The organism is Amedibacillus dolichus DSM 3991 (assembly GCF_000154285.1).
Taxonomy (GTDB): Bacteria; Bacillota_I; Bacilli_A; order Erysipelotrichales; family Erysipelotrichaceae; genus Amedibacillus; species Amedibacillus dolichus.
Map to the genome: position 1 here is coordinate 187,698 of NZ_DS483477.1, position 16,175 is coordinate 203,872.

The 16,175-nt window shown below is 34.7% G+C and carries 13 protein-coding genes and 1 CRISPR repeat array; all 13 genes read left to right on the forward strand.

The genetic code is table 11. The features are described 5' to 3' along the window. The first annotated feature begins 119 nt into the window (after positions 1-119). The 13 genes from EUBDOL_RS08145 to murG all read left to right on the forward strand — a co-directional run bounded on the left by EUBDOL_RS08145 (position 120) and on the right by murG (position 16,175). Positions 120-419: an HIRAN domain-containing protein gene (locus tag EUBDOL_RS08145; protein WP_004800456.1), complete on the forward strand. Its 300-nt coding sequence runs from the start codon at positions 120-122 to the stop codon at positions 417-419. 517 nt (positions 420-936) lie between these two features. Further along, a complete protein-coding gene (cas9, locus tag EUBDOL_RS08150; RefSeq protein ID WP_040463657.1) occupies positions 937-4,212 on the forward strand; it encodes a type II CRISPR RNA-guided endonuclease Cas9 in 3,276 nt (1,091 codons plus the stop codon). A gap of 116 nt (positions 4,213-4,328) precedes the next feature. Then, positions 4,329-5,231 carry a type II CRISPR-associated endonuclease Cas1 gene (cas1, locus tag EUBDOL_RS08155; protein ID WP_004800458.1) on the forward strand — a complete coding sequence of 301 codons (903 nt, stop codon included), beginning with the start codon at positions 4,329-4,331 and terminating at the stop codon, positions 5,229-5,231. Positions 5,232-5,247: 16 nt separating this feature from the next. Continuing rightward, positions 5,248-5,544, forward strand: coding sequence for a CRISPR-associated endonuclease Cas2 (gene cas2, locus EUBDOL_RS08160; protein WP_235713707.1), 297 nt, complete (start codon positions 5,248-5,250; stop codon positions 5,542-5,544). Continuing rightward, positions 5,541-6,404 carry a hypothetical protein gene (locus EUBDOL_RS08165; protein WP_004800460.1) on the forward strand — a complete coding sequence of 288 codons (864 nt, stop codon included), beginning with the start codon at positions 5,541-5,543 and terminating at the stop codon, positions 6,402-6,404. Before cas2 ends, EUBDOL_RS08165 begins: the two co-directional genes overlap by 4 nt. A gap of 41 nt (positions 6,405-6,445) precedes the next feature. Beyond that, positions 6,446-7,406: direct repeats of the CRISPR family, unit length 36 nt; unit sequence GTTTTGTTACCATATGGATTTTTGCTAGATTAAGAC. 202 nt (positions 7,407-7,608) lie between these two features. Continuing rightward, positions 7,609-8,343: an N-acetylmuramoyl-L-alanine amidase gene (locus EUBDOL_RS08170; RefSeq protein WP_004800464.1), complete on the forward strand. Its 735-nt coding sequence runs from the start codon at positions 7,609-7,611 to the stop codon at positions 8,341-8,343. A gap of 40 nt (positions 8,344-8,383) precedes the next feature. Further along, positions 8,384-8,878 carry an FUSC family protein gene (locus EUBDOL_RS08175; protein ID WP_004800465.1) on the forward strand — a complete coding sequence of 165 codons (495 nt, stop codon included), beginning with the start codon at positions 8,384-8,386 and terminating at the stop codon, positions 8,876-8,878. A gap of 89 nt (positions 8,879-8,967) precedes the next feature. Beyond that, the gene (locus EUBDOL_RS08180) at positions 8,968-10,599 is read left to right on the forward strand and encodes a SulP family inorganic anion transporter (RefSeq protein WP_040463659.1); all 1,632 of its coding nucleotides are present in this window, start codon (positions 8,968-8,970) and stop codon (positions 10,597-10,599) included. Between the two features lie 101 nt (positions 10,600-10,700). Then, complete coding sequence (locus tag EUBDOL_RS08185; protein ID WP_004800467.1) at positions 10,701-11,591, forward strand: peptidase U32 family protein; 891 nt, start codon at positions 10,701-10,703, stop codon at positions 11,589-11,591. A gap of 11 nt (positions 11,592-11,602) precedes the next feature. After that, the gene (locus EUBDOL_RS08190) at positions 11,603-12,829 is read left to right on the forward strand and encodes a peptidase U32 family protein (protein ID WP_004800468.1); all 1,227 of its coding nucleotides are present in this window, start codon (positions 11,603-11,605) and stop codon (positions 12,827-12,829) included. 14 nt (positions 12,830-12,843) lie between these two features. Then, entirely contained in the window at positions 12,844-13,617 is a 774-nt protein-coding gene (gene srtB, locus EUBDOL_RS08195) for a class B sortase (RefSeq protein ID WP_004800469.1), read from the forward strand. A gap of 333 nt (positions 13,618-13,950) precedes the next feature. After that, the gene (ftsW, locus tag EUBDOL_RS08200; protein WP_040463660.1) at positions 13,951-15,033 is read left to right on the forward strand and encodes a putative lipid II flippase FtsW; all 1,083 of its coding nucleotides are present in this window, start codon (positions 13,951-13,953) and stop codon (positions 15,031-15,033) included. 62 nt (positions 15,034-15,095) lie between these two features. Then, positions 15,096-16,175 (forward strand): undecaprenyldiphospho-muramoylpentapeptide beta-N-acetylglucosaminyltransferase, encoded by a 1,080-nt coding sequence (gene murG, locus EUBDOL_RS08205; RefSeq protein ID WP_004800471.1) that lies wholly within the window; start codon positions 15,096-15,098, stop codon positions 16,173-16,175.

Here is a 16,175-nt window from a genome sequence, read left to right on the forward strand (position 1 = left end):
TTATTTATCAATTATATAGTATCACAAATATTTATGAAAAAAATGACTCGTATATTTAATGCGTAAAAAAAGTATCACATTATTATATATAATGGTAATGTGAAAGAGAGGTTTTGTATATGTATATAACGATTTCAGGAATGGGACACTATTTAGGAATGGACGTTTTTCGATTAGGACAAATATTATTTTTAGAGAAGGAAGAAAGCAATCAACATGACATGGAAGCAATTAAAGTGTGTATGGAGGGTGGAGCACAGATCGGTTATGTTGCGAATAGCACCTATACAAGAGCTATTGGAACATATTCAGCAGGATATATTTACAGAGATTTTGAGAGGACAGCAAAAGCTAAAGTAGCCTTTATTACACATGATATGGTCATTGCGGAATTATTGGTTGAAACTAAGGCACAGTGAAATAAAAAAAGAGAAGAGTATATAAAGGCGTTTTTGTATTAGAATGGGGAGTAAAAGATATGATGTTTATAATAAGAATGATAGCTTCGATAATCGGTGCAATAGTAGGATTGTTAGGAGCTTTATTGGGACGTAAATAAATAGTTAATTGAGCGTAAGGTTGTAATTGATAAAGTGTATGATTCTCAAAAGTTGAGGAAAACAATAGATAAAAGACTTAATAAAATAGTTTCAAGCAAATCATTGAATTTTATAACGGTTGATAATTGAATATGGAAAGATAAGAGCAAAAAGAAGGAATGGGAAGTTTAAACAGTTGAAATCGAAGCTGAAAGGAGGAATATAGGTATCATGATGCTTATTATACTGTTTTGTAAAATTTGTGAGTAATTTATATTATGAATGTATTTCTGCAATATAATGGTTGGGAATAGGATTCGGTATTATCGCAAAATACGTTATCTAGGGAAATCAAATGTGATATACTTTTTATAAGAGAAGAATGATGGAGGTTTTTATGGGCAGATTAGTATTGGGATTAGATATTGGTATTACTTCGGTTGGATTTGGAATTATTGATTTAGATGAAAGTGAAATTGTAGATTATGGTGTTCGTTTATTTAAAGAAGGGACAGCTGCTGAAAATGAAACAAGACGTACTAAGCGTGGCGGCAGAAGATTAAAACGAAGAAGGGTTACTAGGCGAGAGGATATGTTGCATTTGTTGAAACAAGCTGGTATTATTTCAACTTCTTTTCACCCTTTAAATAATCCTTATGATGTACGTGTCAAAGGACTGAATGAAAGGTTAAACGGAGAAGAATTAGCCACAGCTTTATTGCATCTTTGTAAACATAGAGGAAGTAGTGTTGAAACGATTGAAGATGATGAAGCAAAAGCTAAGGAAGCAGGAGAAACGAAAAAAGTTTTGTCTATGAATGATCAACTTCTGAAATCCGGCAAGTATGTTTGCGAGATTCAAAAAGAGCGATTGCGTACAAATGGTCATATTAGAGGGCATGAAAACAACTTTAAGACAAGGGCGTATGTTGATGAAGCTTTTCAAATACTTAGTCATCAGGATTTATCTAATGAACTGAAGTCAGCGATTATAACTATCATATCACGGAAAAGAATGTATTATGATGGGCCGGGAGGTCCACTATCTCCAACACCTTATGGACGCTATACATATTTTGGACAAAAAGAACCGATTGATTTAATTGAAAAAATGCGTGGTAAATGTAGTTTATTTCCTAATGAGCCACGTGCACCTAAGCTTGCATATAGTGCTGAGTTATTTAATTTGTTGAACGATTTAAATAATTTATCTATTGAGGGAGAAAAGCTAACATCAGAACAAAAAGCCATGATTTTGAAAATTGTTCATGAAAAAGGAAAAATTACTCCGAAACAATTGGCGAAAGAGGTTGGCGTATCGTTGGAGCAAATTCGTGGGTTTAGAATTGATACGAAGGGAAGTCCATTATTATCTGAATTGACCGGTTATAAAATGATACGTGAAGTCTTGGAAAAAAGTAATGATGAACATTTGGAGGATCATGTATTTTATGATGAGATTGCTGAGATTTTGACAAAGACGAAAGATATAGAAGGAAGAAAAAAGCAAATAAGCGAATTATCTTCTGATTTGAATGAAGAGAGTGTTCATCAACTAGCAGGCTTAACTAAATTTACTGCGTATCATTCACTATCTTTTAAAGCATTGCGATTGATTAATGAAGAAATGCTAAAAACAGAATTGAATCAAATGCAGAGCATCACATTATTCGGTTTAAAACAAAATAATGAACTATCTGTAAAGGGAATGAAAAATATCCAAGCAGATGATACTGCTATTTTAAGTCCGGTTGCGAAACGGGCACAACGTGAAACCTTTAAGGTAGTTAATCGCTTGCGTGAAATTTATGGTGAATTTGATAGTATCGTTGTAGAAATGGCACGTGAAAAAAACAGTGAAGAACAAAGAAAAGCAATTCGTGAAAGACAAAAATTCTTTGAAATGCGTAACAAACAAGTAGCAGATATTATCGGAGATGATCGTAAGATCAATGCTAAACTTAGAGAAAAATTGGTTCTATATCAAGAACAAGATGGTAAAACAGCGTATTCGTTAGAGCCTATTGATTTAAAACTATTGATTGATGATCCAAATGCTTATGAAGTGGATCATATCATTCCGATTTCTATTTCTTTAGATGATTCTATAACAAATAAAGTTTTAGTTACACATCGTGAAAATCAAGAAAAGGGTAATTTGACACCAATTTCAGCTTTCGTAAAGGGAAGATTCACAAAAGGATCCTTGGCGCAATACAAAGCATATTGTTTAAAGCTGAAAGAAAAGAATATAAAAACAAACAAGGGATATCGAAAGAAAGTTGAACAATACTTGTTGAATGAGAATGATATTTACAAGTATGATATTCAAAAAGAATTTATCAATCGTAATCTTGTAGATACAAGTTATGCAAGCAGAGTGGTTTTGAATACATTGACTACTTACTTTAAACAAAATGAAATTCCTACTAAAGTATTTACAGTCAAAGGTTCTTTAACAAATGCATTTAGACGAAAGATCAATTTGAAAAAGGATCGTGATGAGGATTACGGACATCATGCGATTGATGCATTGATTATTGCATCAATGCCAAAGATGCGCTTGTTAAGTACGATTTTCTCACGTTATAAAATTGAAGATATTTATGACGAAAGCACCGGAGAAGTATTTTCATCAGGTGATGACAGCATGTATTATGATGATCGGTATTTTGCCTTTATCGCAAGCTTAAAAGCTATTAAAGTAAGGAAGTTCTCACATAAAATTGATACAAAACCTAATCGCAGCGTCGCAGATGAAACAATTTACAGTACACGTGTGATAGATGGTAAAGAAAAAGTTGTGAAGAAATATAAAGATATCTATGATCCTAAATTCACAGCGTTAGCTGAGGATATTTTGAATAATGCCTATCAAGAAAAGTATTTGATGGCGTTACACGATCCACAAACATTTGATCAAATCGTTAAAGTGGTCAATTATTATTTTGAAGAAATGTCAAAGTCAGAGAAATACTTTACTAAGGATAAAAAGGGGCGCATTAAAATTTCTGGAATGAATCCTTTGTCTTTGTATCGTGATGAGCATGGTATGCTGAAAAAGTATTCTAAGAAAGGAGATGGGCCTGCAATTACACAAATGAAATATTTTGATGGTGTATTAGGAAATCATATTGATATTTCGGCTCATTATCAAGTAAGAGATAAAAAAGTTGTTTTGCAACAAATTTCCCCATATCGAACAGACTTTTATTATTCTAAGGAAAATGGATATAAATTTGTTACTATCCGTTATAAAGATGTAAGATGGAGCGAGAAAAAGAAAAAGTATGTTATTGACCAACAAGACTATGCGATGAAAAAAGCAGAGAAGAAAATTGATGATACATACGAATTCCAATTTTCCATGCATCGTGATGAACTTATCGGAATTACCAAAGCAGAAGGAGAAGCGCTTATTTATCCAGATGAAACTTGGCATAACTTTAACTTCTTTTTTCACGCTGGAGAGACTCCGGAAATTTTGAAGTTTACGGCAACGAATAATGATAAAAGTAATAAAATTGAAGTAAAACCGATACATTGTTATTGTAAAATGCGGTTAATGCCAACTATTAGTAAGAAGATTGTACGCATAGATAAATACGCTACTGATGTAGTAGGAAATTTATATAAAGTAAAGAAAAATACCTTGAAATTTGAATTTGACTAGATTATAATATAGATGATCATAATCTAGCAAAAGTTTATATGATCTAACAAAACAAGGGTTTATCCCGGAATCAAGTTCCAAGTATATGCTTGGAGCTTTTTCTTTAAGAGGATAATATGGGATTTCGAGTATTATACATCGAGAATCAGTATCATCTCCAATTATATTTAGATAATTTAAAGGTGGAAACGTCTCAGGGAGATATACAGTTTCCGATTAGTGATATTCAAATTCTAGTAATTGATCATTATCGATCTACATTAACAGTTCCATTAGTAAACAAATTAACTGAAAATAATGTTTGTGTAATTATTTGTGGAATCGATCATTTACCAAAGAGCTATATATTACCCATGAATGGACATTTTGCACAAAGTGGAAATATTATGAAGCAAATCACTTGGTCTAATGAAATAAAACAAATATTACACCAACAAATTGTAAAAGCTAAGATTTTTAATCAAATTGAGATTCTGAAAACAAATCAATGTAAATATGAGGTAATAAAAAAACTGTATGAATTTTATGATACAGTAGATTTAGGCGATGCAACAAATCGAGAAGGATTAGCGGCGAAAATGTATTTTAGAGAAATGTTTGGCAATGATTTTATTCGATTCGAAGATGATGTGATCAATGCAGGACTGAATTATGGTTATAGTATTTTCCGTTCTTTGATTTCATCTATTATTGTGGGAAAAGGTTATTTGCCTAATTTAGGAATTTTTCATAAAGGTAAGACAAACATGTTTAATCTAAGTGATGATATAATTGAGGTGTTTCGTCCGATTGTCGATAAATACGTGTATGATAATTTAAAAGAGGAATTATTATTTAAATCAAAACATCGCGAAGAATTGATACAGTTAACAGTTAAAAAAATAGAGATAGATGGGAAACTACAAACAGTACCCAACGCAGTCAACGAATATGTTGAATCAATTTTAAAAGTGATTGAAACAGGTAAAATAACGGATTTTAAATTTCCATCTCCGCATGTTGTTGATTATGATTTATGAATTTATGAGACTCATTTTGTTTTTTGATTTACCAATGCATACAAAAAATGAAATCCGAATTTATAATAAGTTTCGCAAGTATTTAATACAAAATGGATATTTAATGATGCAGTTTTCTGTATATTGTAAGTTATTTCCGAATCGAGAAGCAGCGGTAAAGCATATTCAAATTCTTAAACGAAATATTCCAACGAGGGGTTTGGTTCATATCATGATGATAACTGAAAAGCAATATGAACGTATTGAAATTCTTGTTGGTAATCAATCAAGACAGGAAAAATTAGCCGGAAGTAAGGCTTATGTAAAACTATGATTGGTATTCGTATAATTAAAGGCAGTAGTTTTTTCGAGTTTGGAATGAATCAATGCAAATTGATTTTGGGGGATCACCTTGAAAAGCTATTTGCAATTCAGCAGTGCTTATATCAGTTTGCTTCTTCAAGTAGTATAACAGAATTTGAAACTGAAAATAATATTAGCTTGTCTGTACAAATGAATGAAAGTGAAGTTAATAAAAAGAAAATGCAGATATTTAAAATAGGAGATTCATTTGAACTTCAAGACGAATTGAAAATGAATACTAAATCCTATCTTCAAGCTTATTGCGAAACCTTATTAAATGATGAAACCTATTATAATTCAATCAATACTATTTCTATTTTATTTCAAAGCCTCAGCCAAGAACTAAACCTTAATTCTGATCAATTTAGTATTGAATTTGCGGATATGAATGTTAAGCAACTTATCAAATTGATAAATGTGAAATTATTACAAGATGATTTGTATAGTAGTGCTTATAATTTATCTTATGAAGATTATTATTTGTATCAATTAAATGTACTTTTAGCTATTGATGCTTCATTATATGAAAATCAAGTGTTTTGCATTCTTAAATTACATACATTGACAGAAAAATTATATACTAAAATAAGAAAATTCAAGAATATTCGTTTTTTAATATTTTCTGTAAAATGTATTTGTAAAATCAATATTGAGGATATTTATTATATTGGATTGAGAAATGTGGTTGATTTTGGCAATGAGGATCAAATATATGATTTGTTTTCAACAAAAAAGCAAACAATGGAGGAAATAAAAAATATGATAAAAGACTATTTTATAAAACTGAGTAATGGAACAAAAAATGATATTGTAGATTTGATAATGAAATAAATATACCCAAATTCAAATACATATGTTAAAATATGTTTGAGGTTTTGTTACCATATGGATTTTTGCTAGATTAAGACAAGCTTGTAGATGTTCTACGATTGGTTTTCGTTTTGTTACCATATGGATTTTTGCTAGATTAAGACAGCGGAGCGAAAACCTAAAGAAACCCAAGTGTTTTGTTACCATATGGATTTTTGCTAGATTAAGACAATGAATTGTTAATAGGTTCGTCGATGATAGTTTTGTTACCATATGGATTTTTGCTAGATTAAGACTTTTAGACATCGAAAACAAACGATTGTATGTGTTTTGTTACCATATGGATTTTTGCTAGATTAAGACTGCTTGCCATCGAAAGCAGTGGGGGAGTATGTTTTGTTACCATATGGATTTTTGCTAGATTAAGACCTCATAATGTGTATGTCATTAATCCTATATGTTTTGTTACCATATGGATTTTTGCTAGATTAAGACAATCTTGTAATGGCTGGATTGTTAATTTGCGTTTTGTTACCATATGGATTTTTGCTAGATTAAGACTCTGCTTTATTTTTGCGCTTACTCCATCTAGTTTTGTTACCATATGGATTTTTGCTAGATTAAGACATGAAGATAAGAATGGTTTCTTATATGGGTGTTTTGTTACCATATGGATTTTTGCTAGATTAAGACAAATATTATAGCCAAAACCATCTGGCATAAGTTTTGTTACCATATGGATTTTTGCTAGATTAAGACATACATTCCTTCATGGTGTTCGTCAACAAGGTTTTGTTACCATATGGATTTTTGCTAGATTAAGACTAATACTTTCAGAGCCTCTTTAGGTATTGAGTTTTGTTACCATATGGATTTTTGCTAGATTAAGACTTAATAAAGCATCAGCTCCCATAACACCGTGTTTTGTTACCATATGGATTTTTGCTAGATTAAGACAAAAGTTGGAAGGAAGAAATATGTTATCCTGTTTTGTTACCATATGGATTTTTGCTAGATTAAGACTGTATGGCTTGAGAGAAGCAAGTGATCGAAGTTTTGTTACTATATAGATTTTGCTAGATTAAAAATGGATATCCAATCATATGAGACACTATGATGGATATTTTTTTATGCTTTTACAATAATACAGTGTATTTATTACAACATCTTAAGAATGTAAGACATTGTTAGAGGTTTTTGTTATAATTACGTAGGAGTGAAGTCGATGAAACAAAAGAGAAAGCTTAAGACATCGAAGGCTTTATCTAGTATTGCGATTTTAGAAGGAATTGTGATTGTTAGCATGGTTATTCTTTGTCTTGTCAAAACAGATCTTCCTATTGTAGAAAGTATCTTGCCGGAACAGCTACACGGATCAAAGGAGTATGATGTGGTTTTAGATGCCGGGCATGGAGGTTTCGATAGCGGAGCGATGGATCAAAATTTGATTGAAAAGGATATTACTTTGCAAATGAGTAAGCAAATAGGTAAAATACTTGAACGGCATGGCTATAATGTTGCCTATATACGCGAGGGTAATGCGATCGATTGGGCAACTGATGAACTTTCTGATTTAGCTTATCGTGTAGAATACGCGAATCAAACCAAAGCAAAACTGTTGTTATCCATTCATGTTAATTCTGAAGAAGTCAATTCGGGGACCTGTGGCTTTGAAATTTGGGGAAAAGGGAGCGATGCAATAGCTATGCGCTTTGCAGAACGCATATTATCAAATATCGACACTTTAGGTTATACACAAAATCGCGGCTTTAAGAATCAAGATGATGCCCCTTTATATCTGCTTGAAAATACGCAGTTTCCCTCTCTTTTGTTAGAGGCAGGCTTTATCGGTAGTGAAACCGATGCATACTATTTGCGCTCAGGAACAGCTCAAAAAAAGTTCTGTGAACAAGTAGCAATGGGAATAATGGAAATCTTGCAGGAATTAGAGGAAGAATAAAAGATTGCTAAATCATACATATACGATAGGAGGAAGATATATGCCAAAAATCGGATTACGCATGATAAAAACATCAATAGCTGTTTTTCTTTGTTTTCTTATTTATGTATTGAGGAATGAACAAGGTATTGTTTTTTATTCCTGTATTGCCGCTGTTCTTTGTGTTCAACAAGATAGTAGAGATACTTTACGAGTCGGAAAAAATCGTATGGAAGGGACGATAATTGGTGGAGTAATTGGAATGTTGACACTCGTCTTTATGAAATACGTTTTTGTTAATGACAATAAGCTCTTTTGTTATTTGTTTATTTCTCTCATGATTATTCCTACTATTTATACAACCATCTGGTTGAAAAAGCCAAGTGCATCTTATATATCCTGTGTGGTTTTTCTCAGTATTACGGTCAGTCATGGTGCTGATGGAAACCCTTATATGTTTGCTTTGATGCGTATGTTGGATACTTTTATTGGGATTCTTGTTGCGTATGCAGTAAATCTAATACATCTTCCTTCTACGAAAGAGTCGGATAACTAGAGATAATAGTTTTTCGACATTTTTTTAATTTTCCTTTTGAAATAATATAAAAACCTTTATAATGATATAGATTGAGGAGGAAAATAGATTTGAGGACGTTTTTATTCGATTTGAAAAAAGAATTTGAGGGGTATAGTTTTCATAAGCTGACAAAGGATTTGTTGGCGGGATTAACGGTTGCGGCAGTTGCTTTGCCCTTAGCATTAGCTTTTGGAGTCAGCAGTGGTGCCGATGCAGCAGCCGGTATGATTACGGCAATTATTGCCGGACTTGTGATTGGTGGTTTCTCCGGAGCCAGTTATCAGATTAGCGGACCAACTGGGGCGATGAGTGCGATTTTAATAGGCTTAAGTGCGCAATATGGTCTGCAAGGCGTTTTTGCGGCTTCCTTACTATCCGGTCTTTTATTGTTAATTGCTTCTTTTTTAAAAATAGGTAAAATTGTATCATTTATTCCCGGTAGTGTAATAAGTGGGTTTACAAGCGGAATTGCTGTTATTATTGCTGCCGGACAGATTGATAACTTTTTCGGAACGGTATCAAAAGGCTCTACCATGTTGGAAAAGCTGGCATCGTATGGAGAACTTGGCTTTGCGATTGATCCAATGACGGTCTTTTTTGGTGTCTTAGTAGTGCTTGTGATGCTGCTATGGCCGAAAAAGTGGCAGCATACGTTTCCATCTTCTTTAGCGGGATTGATCATAGCACTTGTTATACAATTGATTATACAAGCTGATGTAGCGATGGTTGGAGAACTGCCATCTACTTTGCTACCCGAGGTTCGCTTACTTCCAAGTGAAATTCCATGGCAGGATATGCAGCAATTGCTTGTTCCTGCTATTAGTATTGCAGCACTTGGAATGATTGAGTCTTTGTTATGCGGAGCTAGTGCGGGAAAAATGAAAAATGAGGCATTGAATGCGGATCGTGAGTTATTTGCACAGGGAATCGGAAATACATTATTGCCTTTTTTCGGAGGGGTACCGGCAACTGCGGCAATTGCTCGTACAAGTGTAGCAATCAAAGCGGGTGGACAGACACGATTAGTTTCTATTTTTCATTCCTTGGTGCTTTTAGCGTCTATGTTTTTATTAGGACCATTGATGTCAAAAATTCCTTTATCCGCCTTAGCCGGAGTTTTGATGGTTACGGCGTGGCGCATGAATGAATGGAAAGAAATTCACTACATGTTTCATAAGCATTTAAAAACAAGCATGATTCAGTTTTCGGTAACCATGCTAGCAACAATTGTATTTGATCTTACAATTGCGATTGTGATTGGCTTATTGGTAAGCTGTCTGTTATTTATTGTGAATAATGCAGACTTAGAAGTTGTTATTGAGGCAGTGGATTTCAAACGCTTAGATCGCAGTCTAAAACACTCACATGAAAAAACGGTACTTGCTTATGTATCCGGACCAATGTTTTTTGTTAATCAAGGGAAATGTAAGAAAAAGCTTATAGAGGAGTGTGCAGATGCGCAGGCAGTTATTTTATCCATGCGTGGAGTTCCGACGATTGATGAAAGTGGTTTAACGGAATTGGTGGAAATTGCGCGGTATTACCACTCTCAAAATGCCTATGTTATTTTATGTGGGGTAAGTCGAGCGGTGCTTGAACGTATGGAACGCTATGAGCTGTTTGATGCATTTGATAATGTGGTTTGGGACGCATTGAAGGCGATTGAATTTTTAGATACAATATATCAGAAAACGGAATAGTTAAGTATAAGAGGTGGTATGAAAATACCGCTTCTTGCGCTTTTTACTGTAAAAGCGAAACAGAATATATTATAATAAACTAATAAAAAGGTTGTGAAAATATGGAATTTATCGTTACTCCCTTTCATGTGGAGGATATTACAAGATTACATGAGGCGAACGCCGATGGTGTGGTAGTGGCAATGCCGTTTTTTTCGGCTAGGGGCGCTGCTGTTTTTACTTTGGAAGAACTTGTGCAATTACGTAGTCTTACAACTGCAATGAATATGAAATTGTATGTGTTGGTCAATCGCTTTTTTATGGAAAATGAATTAGAAAAACTACGGGAGCATTTGCGATACTTAAAAAAATTAGCTGTTGACGGTATTTACTATGGCGATGAAAGTGTGTTATATGAAGCAAAGAAGCTGGAAATGGAACATCTTTTGATTTATTCTCCGGATACTCTTACAACATCTTCACAAGATGTTCAGTATTATTTAGATGAAGGAATCTCTATGGTAACGATATCTAAGGATATTACATTAGAGGAAATCTGTCATATTGCGAAGCAGGTAAAAGGGGAATGTGAGGTTATCCTTCATGGTCGATTGAATATTATGCATTCTAAGCGTCGTCTTTTGTCGAATTATTTTGATTTCCTTGGAAAAAAAGTAGATGTTTTTAATAAAAAAGATATTTATTTAATGGAAGAAACAAGAGATGAGCACATGCCGATTGTGGAAGATGATTTAGGAACACATGTATTCAGCGGTTATACGCTTGTTTCCTTTGAAGAAATCAAACAATTAGCGCAAAGCGGTATTCGGCATGTACGCATTGATGGTATTTTTCATGATTTGGATTATGTATGTAAAGCACTTTCTTTGTATCAAGCCGTTTTATCAAATGAAATGAGCGGAGCACAGGCAAAGGAAGAATTTGATAAGTGCTATCCTGACGATCATGCAACATCTGGTTTTTATTATGTTAAAACCAGTAAGGTAAAATAGGAGTTGAGGTTATGCAAAAAATAGAATTATTAGCACCGGCAGGCGATTTAGAACGTTTAAAGATTGCGGTTTTATATGGTGCCGATGCAGTTTATTTAGGTGGAAAACAGTTTTCTTTACGCTCACGCGCCAGTAATTTTACATTAGAAGATATTGCGGAAGGAGTAAAATTTGCGAATGCGCATGGGGCACACGTTCATGTTACGGTAAATATGTTGCCGCATGAAGATGATTTAGAAGGCTTAAAGGAATATTTGATTGCATTGGAGCGTATCGGTGTTACGGCAATCATTGCCGCTTCTCCTTATATTATGATGACTGCGAAAAGATATGCACCTAAACTGGAAGTTCATGTCAGTACCCAACATTCCTCTACAAACTCCAGCTGTGCTAATTATTGGAAGGATAAAGGAATGGATCGTGTGGTTTTGGCACGTGAATGTAGCTTAAAGGATATTTTACAGACATCAGAAAATACGGATATTCCTTTGGAGGTTTTTGTGCATGGAGGAATGTGCATTTCGTATTCCGGAAGATGTGTACTTTCCAATCAAATGACATCAAGAGATGCGAATCGAGGAGGCTGTGCACAGAGCTGTCGTTGGAAGTATCGGTTATTTGAAGGAGATACGCAGCTGCATGATGAAAGGGATATGTTTTCCATGTCCAGCAAGGATCTGATGGCTGCTCGCTATATTCCCGCTTTGATTCAGGCAGGCATTGCTTCTTTAAAGATTGAAGGACGTATGAAAAGCGCGTATTATATCGCTACTTTAATACATACCTATCGTCATTTAATTGATGAAATTTATGAGCAAGGAAGTATTAGCGAGGAGCGAATGGAATATTATGTGAAGGAACTTTCTAAAGCGGAAAATCGTCCGACTGCTTCAGGATTCTATAATGGGTTACCGAAAGCTATGGATCATTTATATGGTATAAATGGTGCAGGTGTTACTCAGGAGTATATCGCTTATGTTTTGGATTATGATGAAGAACAGCATTTAGCAACCTTGGAGGTACGTAACAATTTTCAGCCATTTATCGAAGCGGAAGTGTTTGGTCCGCATATTCCTATGACACGTTTTCATTTTCAAGAGCTGTATGATTTAGATGGAAATACTTTAGAGGTTGCGAAAACACCAATGCAGATTATTAAGACAAGGGTTGATGTGCCTATGGAAAAGGACGCTATGATTCGTAAGGTCATGGTCAAAGATCGCAGTGATATTTATTAAGTGAGGAATGTTCGATGAAGAAAAAGAAAAGCAGAAAGCTGATTTATAATGTTTTATTGTTGATTGTTGGTGCGGTATTTGTTTTTTCCGCCTATCAGGTAGGAAAAACATTATATCAATACTATTTGCAGGATAAGGAAGCGGAACAAATGCAAAAAATTGCAAAGGTTCCAAAGGATCCGGAGGAAAAAGAATTTAAGATTGATTGGAACGAATTAAAGAAAACCAATGAGGATATCATCGGGTGGATTTTAATTCCGGATACCAATATCAGTCATGCCATTGTGCAGGGAACAGATAATTCATATTATTTGAATCACACAGTAGAAAAAAGAATATTGTATTCTGGTGCTATTTTTATGGATTATGCAGCTAATCCTGATTTTCAAGATCGCCATACGATCATTTACGGACATAATGTTAAATACGGCACTATGTTTGCACAGTTAGATCGTTATCGCGAGAAGGATTTTTATGAAACACATCCGTATGTCTATATCTTTACACCGGAAAAAAGCTATCGCTGTCCATTGGTCAGCTTTGAACATACGAATGATACATCACCTTCCTATCAAACACAATTTGCAAGTGATGAAGAATATGCACAATATTTAGATAAGGTAAAAGCCGCAAGCATTTATGATACAGGTGTGGAAATCGGGGTTGAGGATCAATTGATTACACTAAGCACCTGTTCCTATGAACGAGGAGGGCAGCCAAGTGAGCTGCGTTATCTTGTGCATTTAAAATTAGAAGAATATGATGGAAAATATATCATTGAAGAATAAGAAGGCTATTGCTTCATAAAGACGAAGCAATAGTTTTTTTATAAGACTTTCCTAAGTGTTTGTTTTGTTAGATGCAGCAGATACATTTTTTTGCTTACAACTTTTATGCAGATGAAATCTCTATATTCTGATTGTTGAAATGAATACTTTACCTTTTGCGAATATGTTTATTGATAGATGTTTACAGCAAAGAAAAATATCAATTAGGAATTTCGTTTAAGATATGATAAGGTTTGTTGTACAAATGCACACAGGGATTGATGGCTTTAGTGAAAATGGTGAAAGCGTAATAGGATAGTTTTCCTACTCATAAGCTATTGGTGGGGTGATGGCTTGTTTACCAAAAAAACAAGATTACTAACAATGTTGATTTTATTGTTGGTTATCATAGGGATTGTTATGGTTGGCAGCAGCTCACGTGTTTGGGCAGAAGCAAAATTTGATAATGCACATTATTTCATGGAAAAGCAGGCAATGTTTGCGCTTGTCGGCTTATTTGTAATGTATGCAGCAAGCCGAATTTCTTTATTGAAGTTGCGTAAGCAGGCAAAGCTATTGTATTGGGTTTGTATAGGAACACTTGTCTTGGTGCTCATTCCCGGGTTAGGAGTTGCGCGTAATGGGAGCCGTTCGTGGTTTGGAGTAGGAAGCCTACTAGTTCAGCCATCGGAGTTTTTTAAGATTGCCGTAATTATGTATGTTTCGGATTTTTTAGCGAAGCGCTATCGTATTAAAACCTTTAAACGCGATTTATTATTTCCGGGATTTTTGGTTGCTTTCGGATTTGGATTGATTTTGTTGCAGCCGGATTTTGGCAGTGGACTTGTAATGGTATGCTCGATTGTTGTTATTGTATTAGCTGCCGATGCTCCGATTTCATATTTTGTTCGAGTGGGAATGCTTGGCTTGATAGGACTTGGTGGCTTGATTATTTCAGCACCCTATCGCTTGGCACGTATTACATCGTTTATCAATCCATGGAAGGATCCTTTAGGTGCTGGATTTCAGATCATACAGTCCTTGTTCGCAATTGCACCAGGTGGTATCTTGGGTGTTGGCTTTGATCAAAGCATGCAGAAGCATTTTTATTTGCCGGAACCACAGACAGATTTTATATTTGCCATCTTCGCAGAAGAATTTGGGTTTTTAGGCAGTGTGCTTTTAATCGGGTTGTTTGTAGCGGTTATTTATCAAGGTGTGAAGATTGCAAAAGGGTGTCATGATCCGTATTTATGCTACGTAGCGGTTGGATTAACCTCATTGTTTGCAATTCAAGTCATGATCAATTTAGGTGTTGTCGTGGGATTGTTTCCGGTAACAGGGATTACCTTGCCTTTTATTTCCTATGGTGGGAGCTCCTTAGTTGTAATGATGGGATCGTTTGGCTTATTGGAGAGTATTGCAAATGAGGAGTAATTCATAAAATATATTTTCTTAGGTTCGCTTACATGCTATAATAAAATATAAGGAGTGATTTGATGAGAATGCTGATCGTTACCGGAGGAACCGGAGGGCATATCTATCCGGCAATCGCACTTGCTGATGCCGCAAAGAAACGTTATCAGAATATTGAAATTTTATTTGTAGGAAATGATGATCGTATGGAAGCTACGGAAATTCCTGCCCATGGTTATGCATTCAAGGGATTACATGCCAGTGGATTGACCGGAAATGTTTTTCGAAAGCTGAAGGCTCTTGCACTGATGGCAAACTGCTATCGTAAAACCTTTTCTATTTTGAAAGAATTTCAACCGGACATCGTGATTGGCTTTGGTGGTTATGTCAGTGCTCCTGTGATGCTTGCAGCACATGCAAAGCATATCCCGACGATGATTCATGAACAAAATTCGATTGTCGGTGTTGCAAATAAGGCAGTTGCGGATAAAATGGATGCCATCGTTATTTGCTATGAAAAATGCTTTGAGGAATTCGAACGAAAGAAAACACGCTTATTAGGAAATCCAAGGGCAACAAACGCGGAACAGGCAAGCTTTGATAAGGAGTATTTTTGTTCCTTAGGGCTTTCTCTTGAAAAGCCGTTGATTTTAGTTGTTATGGGTTCTTTAGGATCGACTTCCATCAATGCGATTATGAAAGATGCTCTTCCTTCTCTTGATGAGAGCTATCAGATTTTATTTGTAACCGGTAAAAATAATGATAAGGAAATCAAGAAGGAATTGCGAAAGGATAATATTTTTGTTGTTGATTATGTAAAACAGCTTGCGATCATGGAGCATGTGGATTTGATTGTATGTCGTGCTGGTGCGACAACAGCGGCAGAGATTACCGCACTTGGAACACCGAGCATTTTGATACCGAGTCCTTATGTTGCGCATAATCATCAATTCTATAATGCAAACGTATTGGTTGAGCATAAAGCTGCATTTATGATTGAAGAAAAAGATTTGAATGCAGATATATTGAAACAAAAAATTGATTTGGTAATGACAAATGCACAGCTACGTGAAGAAATGAAGAAAAATGCATTAGCGTTGGGGAAACCGAATGCCAGTGAGGATATTTTAGACTGGTGCGATGAAATGAAAAAGGTGAAATAA

Coding starts and splice junctions, on each gene's coding strand:
- EUBDOL_RS08145 (WP_004800456.1), top strand. CDS start 120: ATGTATATAACGATTTCAGGAATGGGACACTATTTAGGAATGGACGTT.
- cas9 (WP_040463657.1), top strand. CDS start 937: ATGGGCAGATTAGTATTGGGATTAGATATTGGTATTACTTCGGTTGGA.
- cas1 (WP_004800458.1), top strand. CDS start 4,329: ATGGGATTTCGAGTATTATACATCGAGAATCAGTATCATCTCCAATTA.
- EUBDOL_RS08165 (WP_004800460.1), top strand. CDS start 5,541: ATGATTGGTATTCGTATAATTAAAGGCAGTAGTTTTTTCGAGTTTGGA.
- EUBDOL_RS08170 (WP_004800464.1), top strand. CDS start 7,609: ATGAAACAAAAGAGAAAGCTTAAGACATCGAAGGCTTTATCTAGTATT.
- EUBDOL_RS08175 (WP_004800465.1), top strand. CDS start 8,384: ATGCCAAAAATCGGATTACGCATGATAAAAACATCAATAGCTGTTTTT.
- EUBDOL_RS08185 (WP_004800467.1), top strand. CDS start 10,701: ATGGAATTTATCGTTACTCCCTTTCATGTGGAGGATATTACAAGATTA.
- EUBDOL_RS08190 (WP_004800468.1), top strand. CDS start 11,603: ATGCAAAAAATAGAATTATTAGCACCGGCAGGCGATTTAGAACGTTTA.
- srtB (WP_004800469.1), top strand. CDS start 12,844: ATGAAGAAAAAGAAAAGCAGAAAGCTGATTTATAATGTTTTATTGTTG.
- murG (WP_004800471.1), top strand. CDS start 15,096: ATGAGAATGCTGATCGTTACCGGAGGAACCGGAGGGCATATCTATCCG.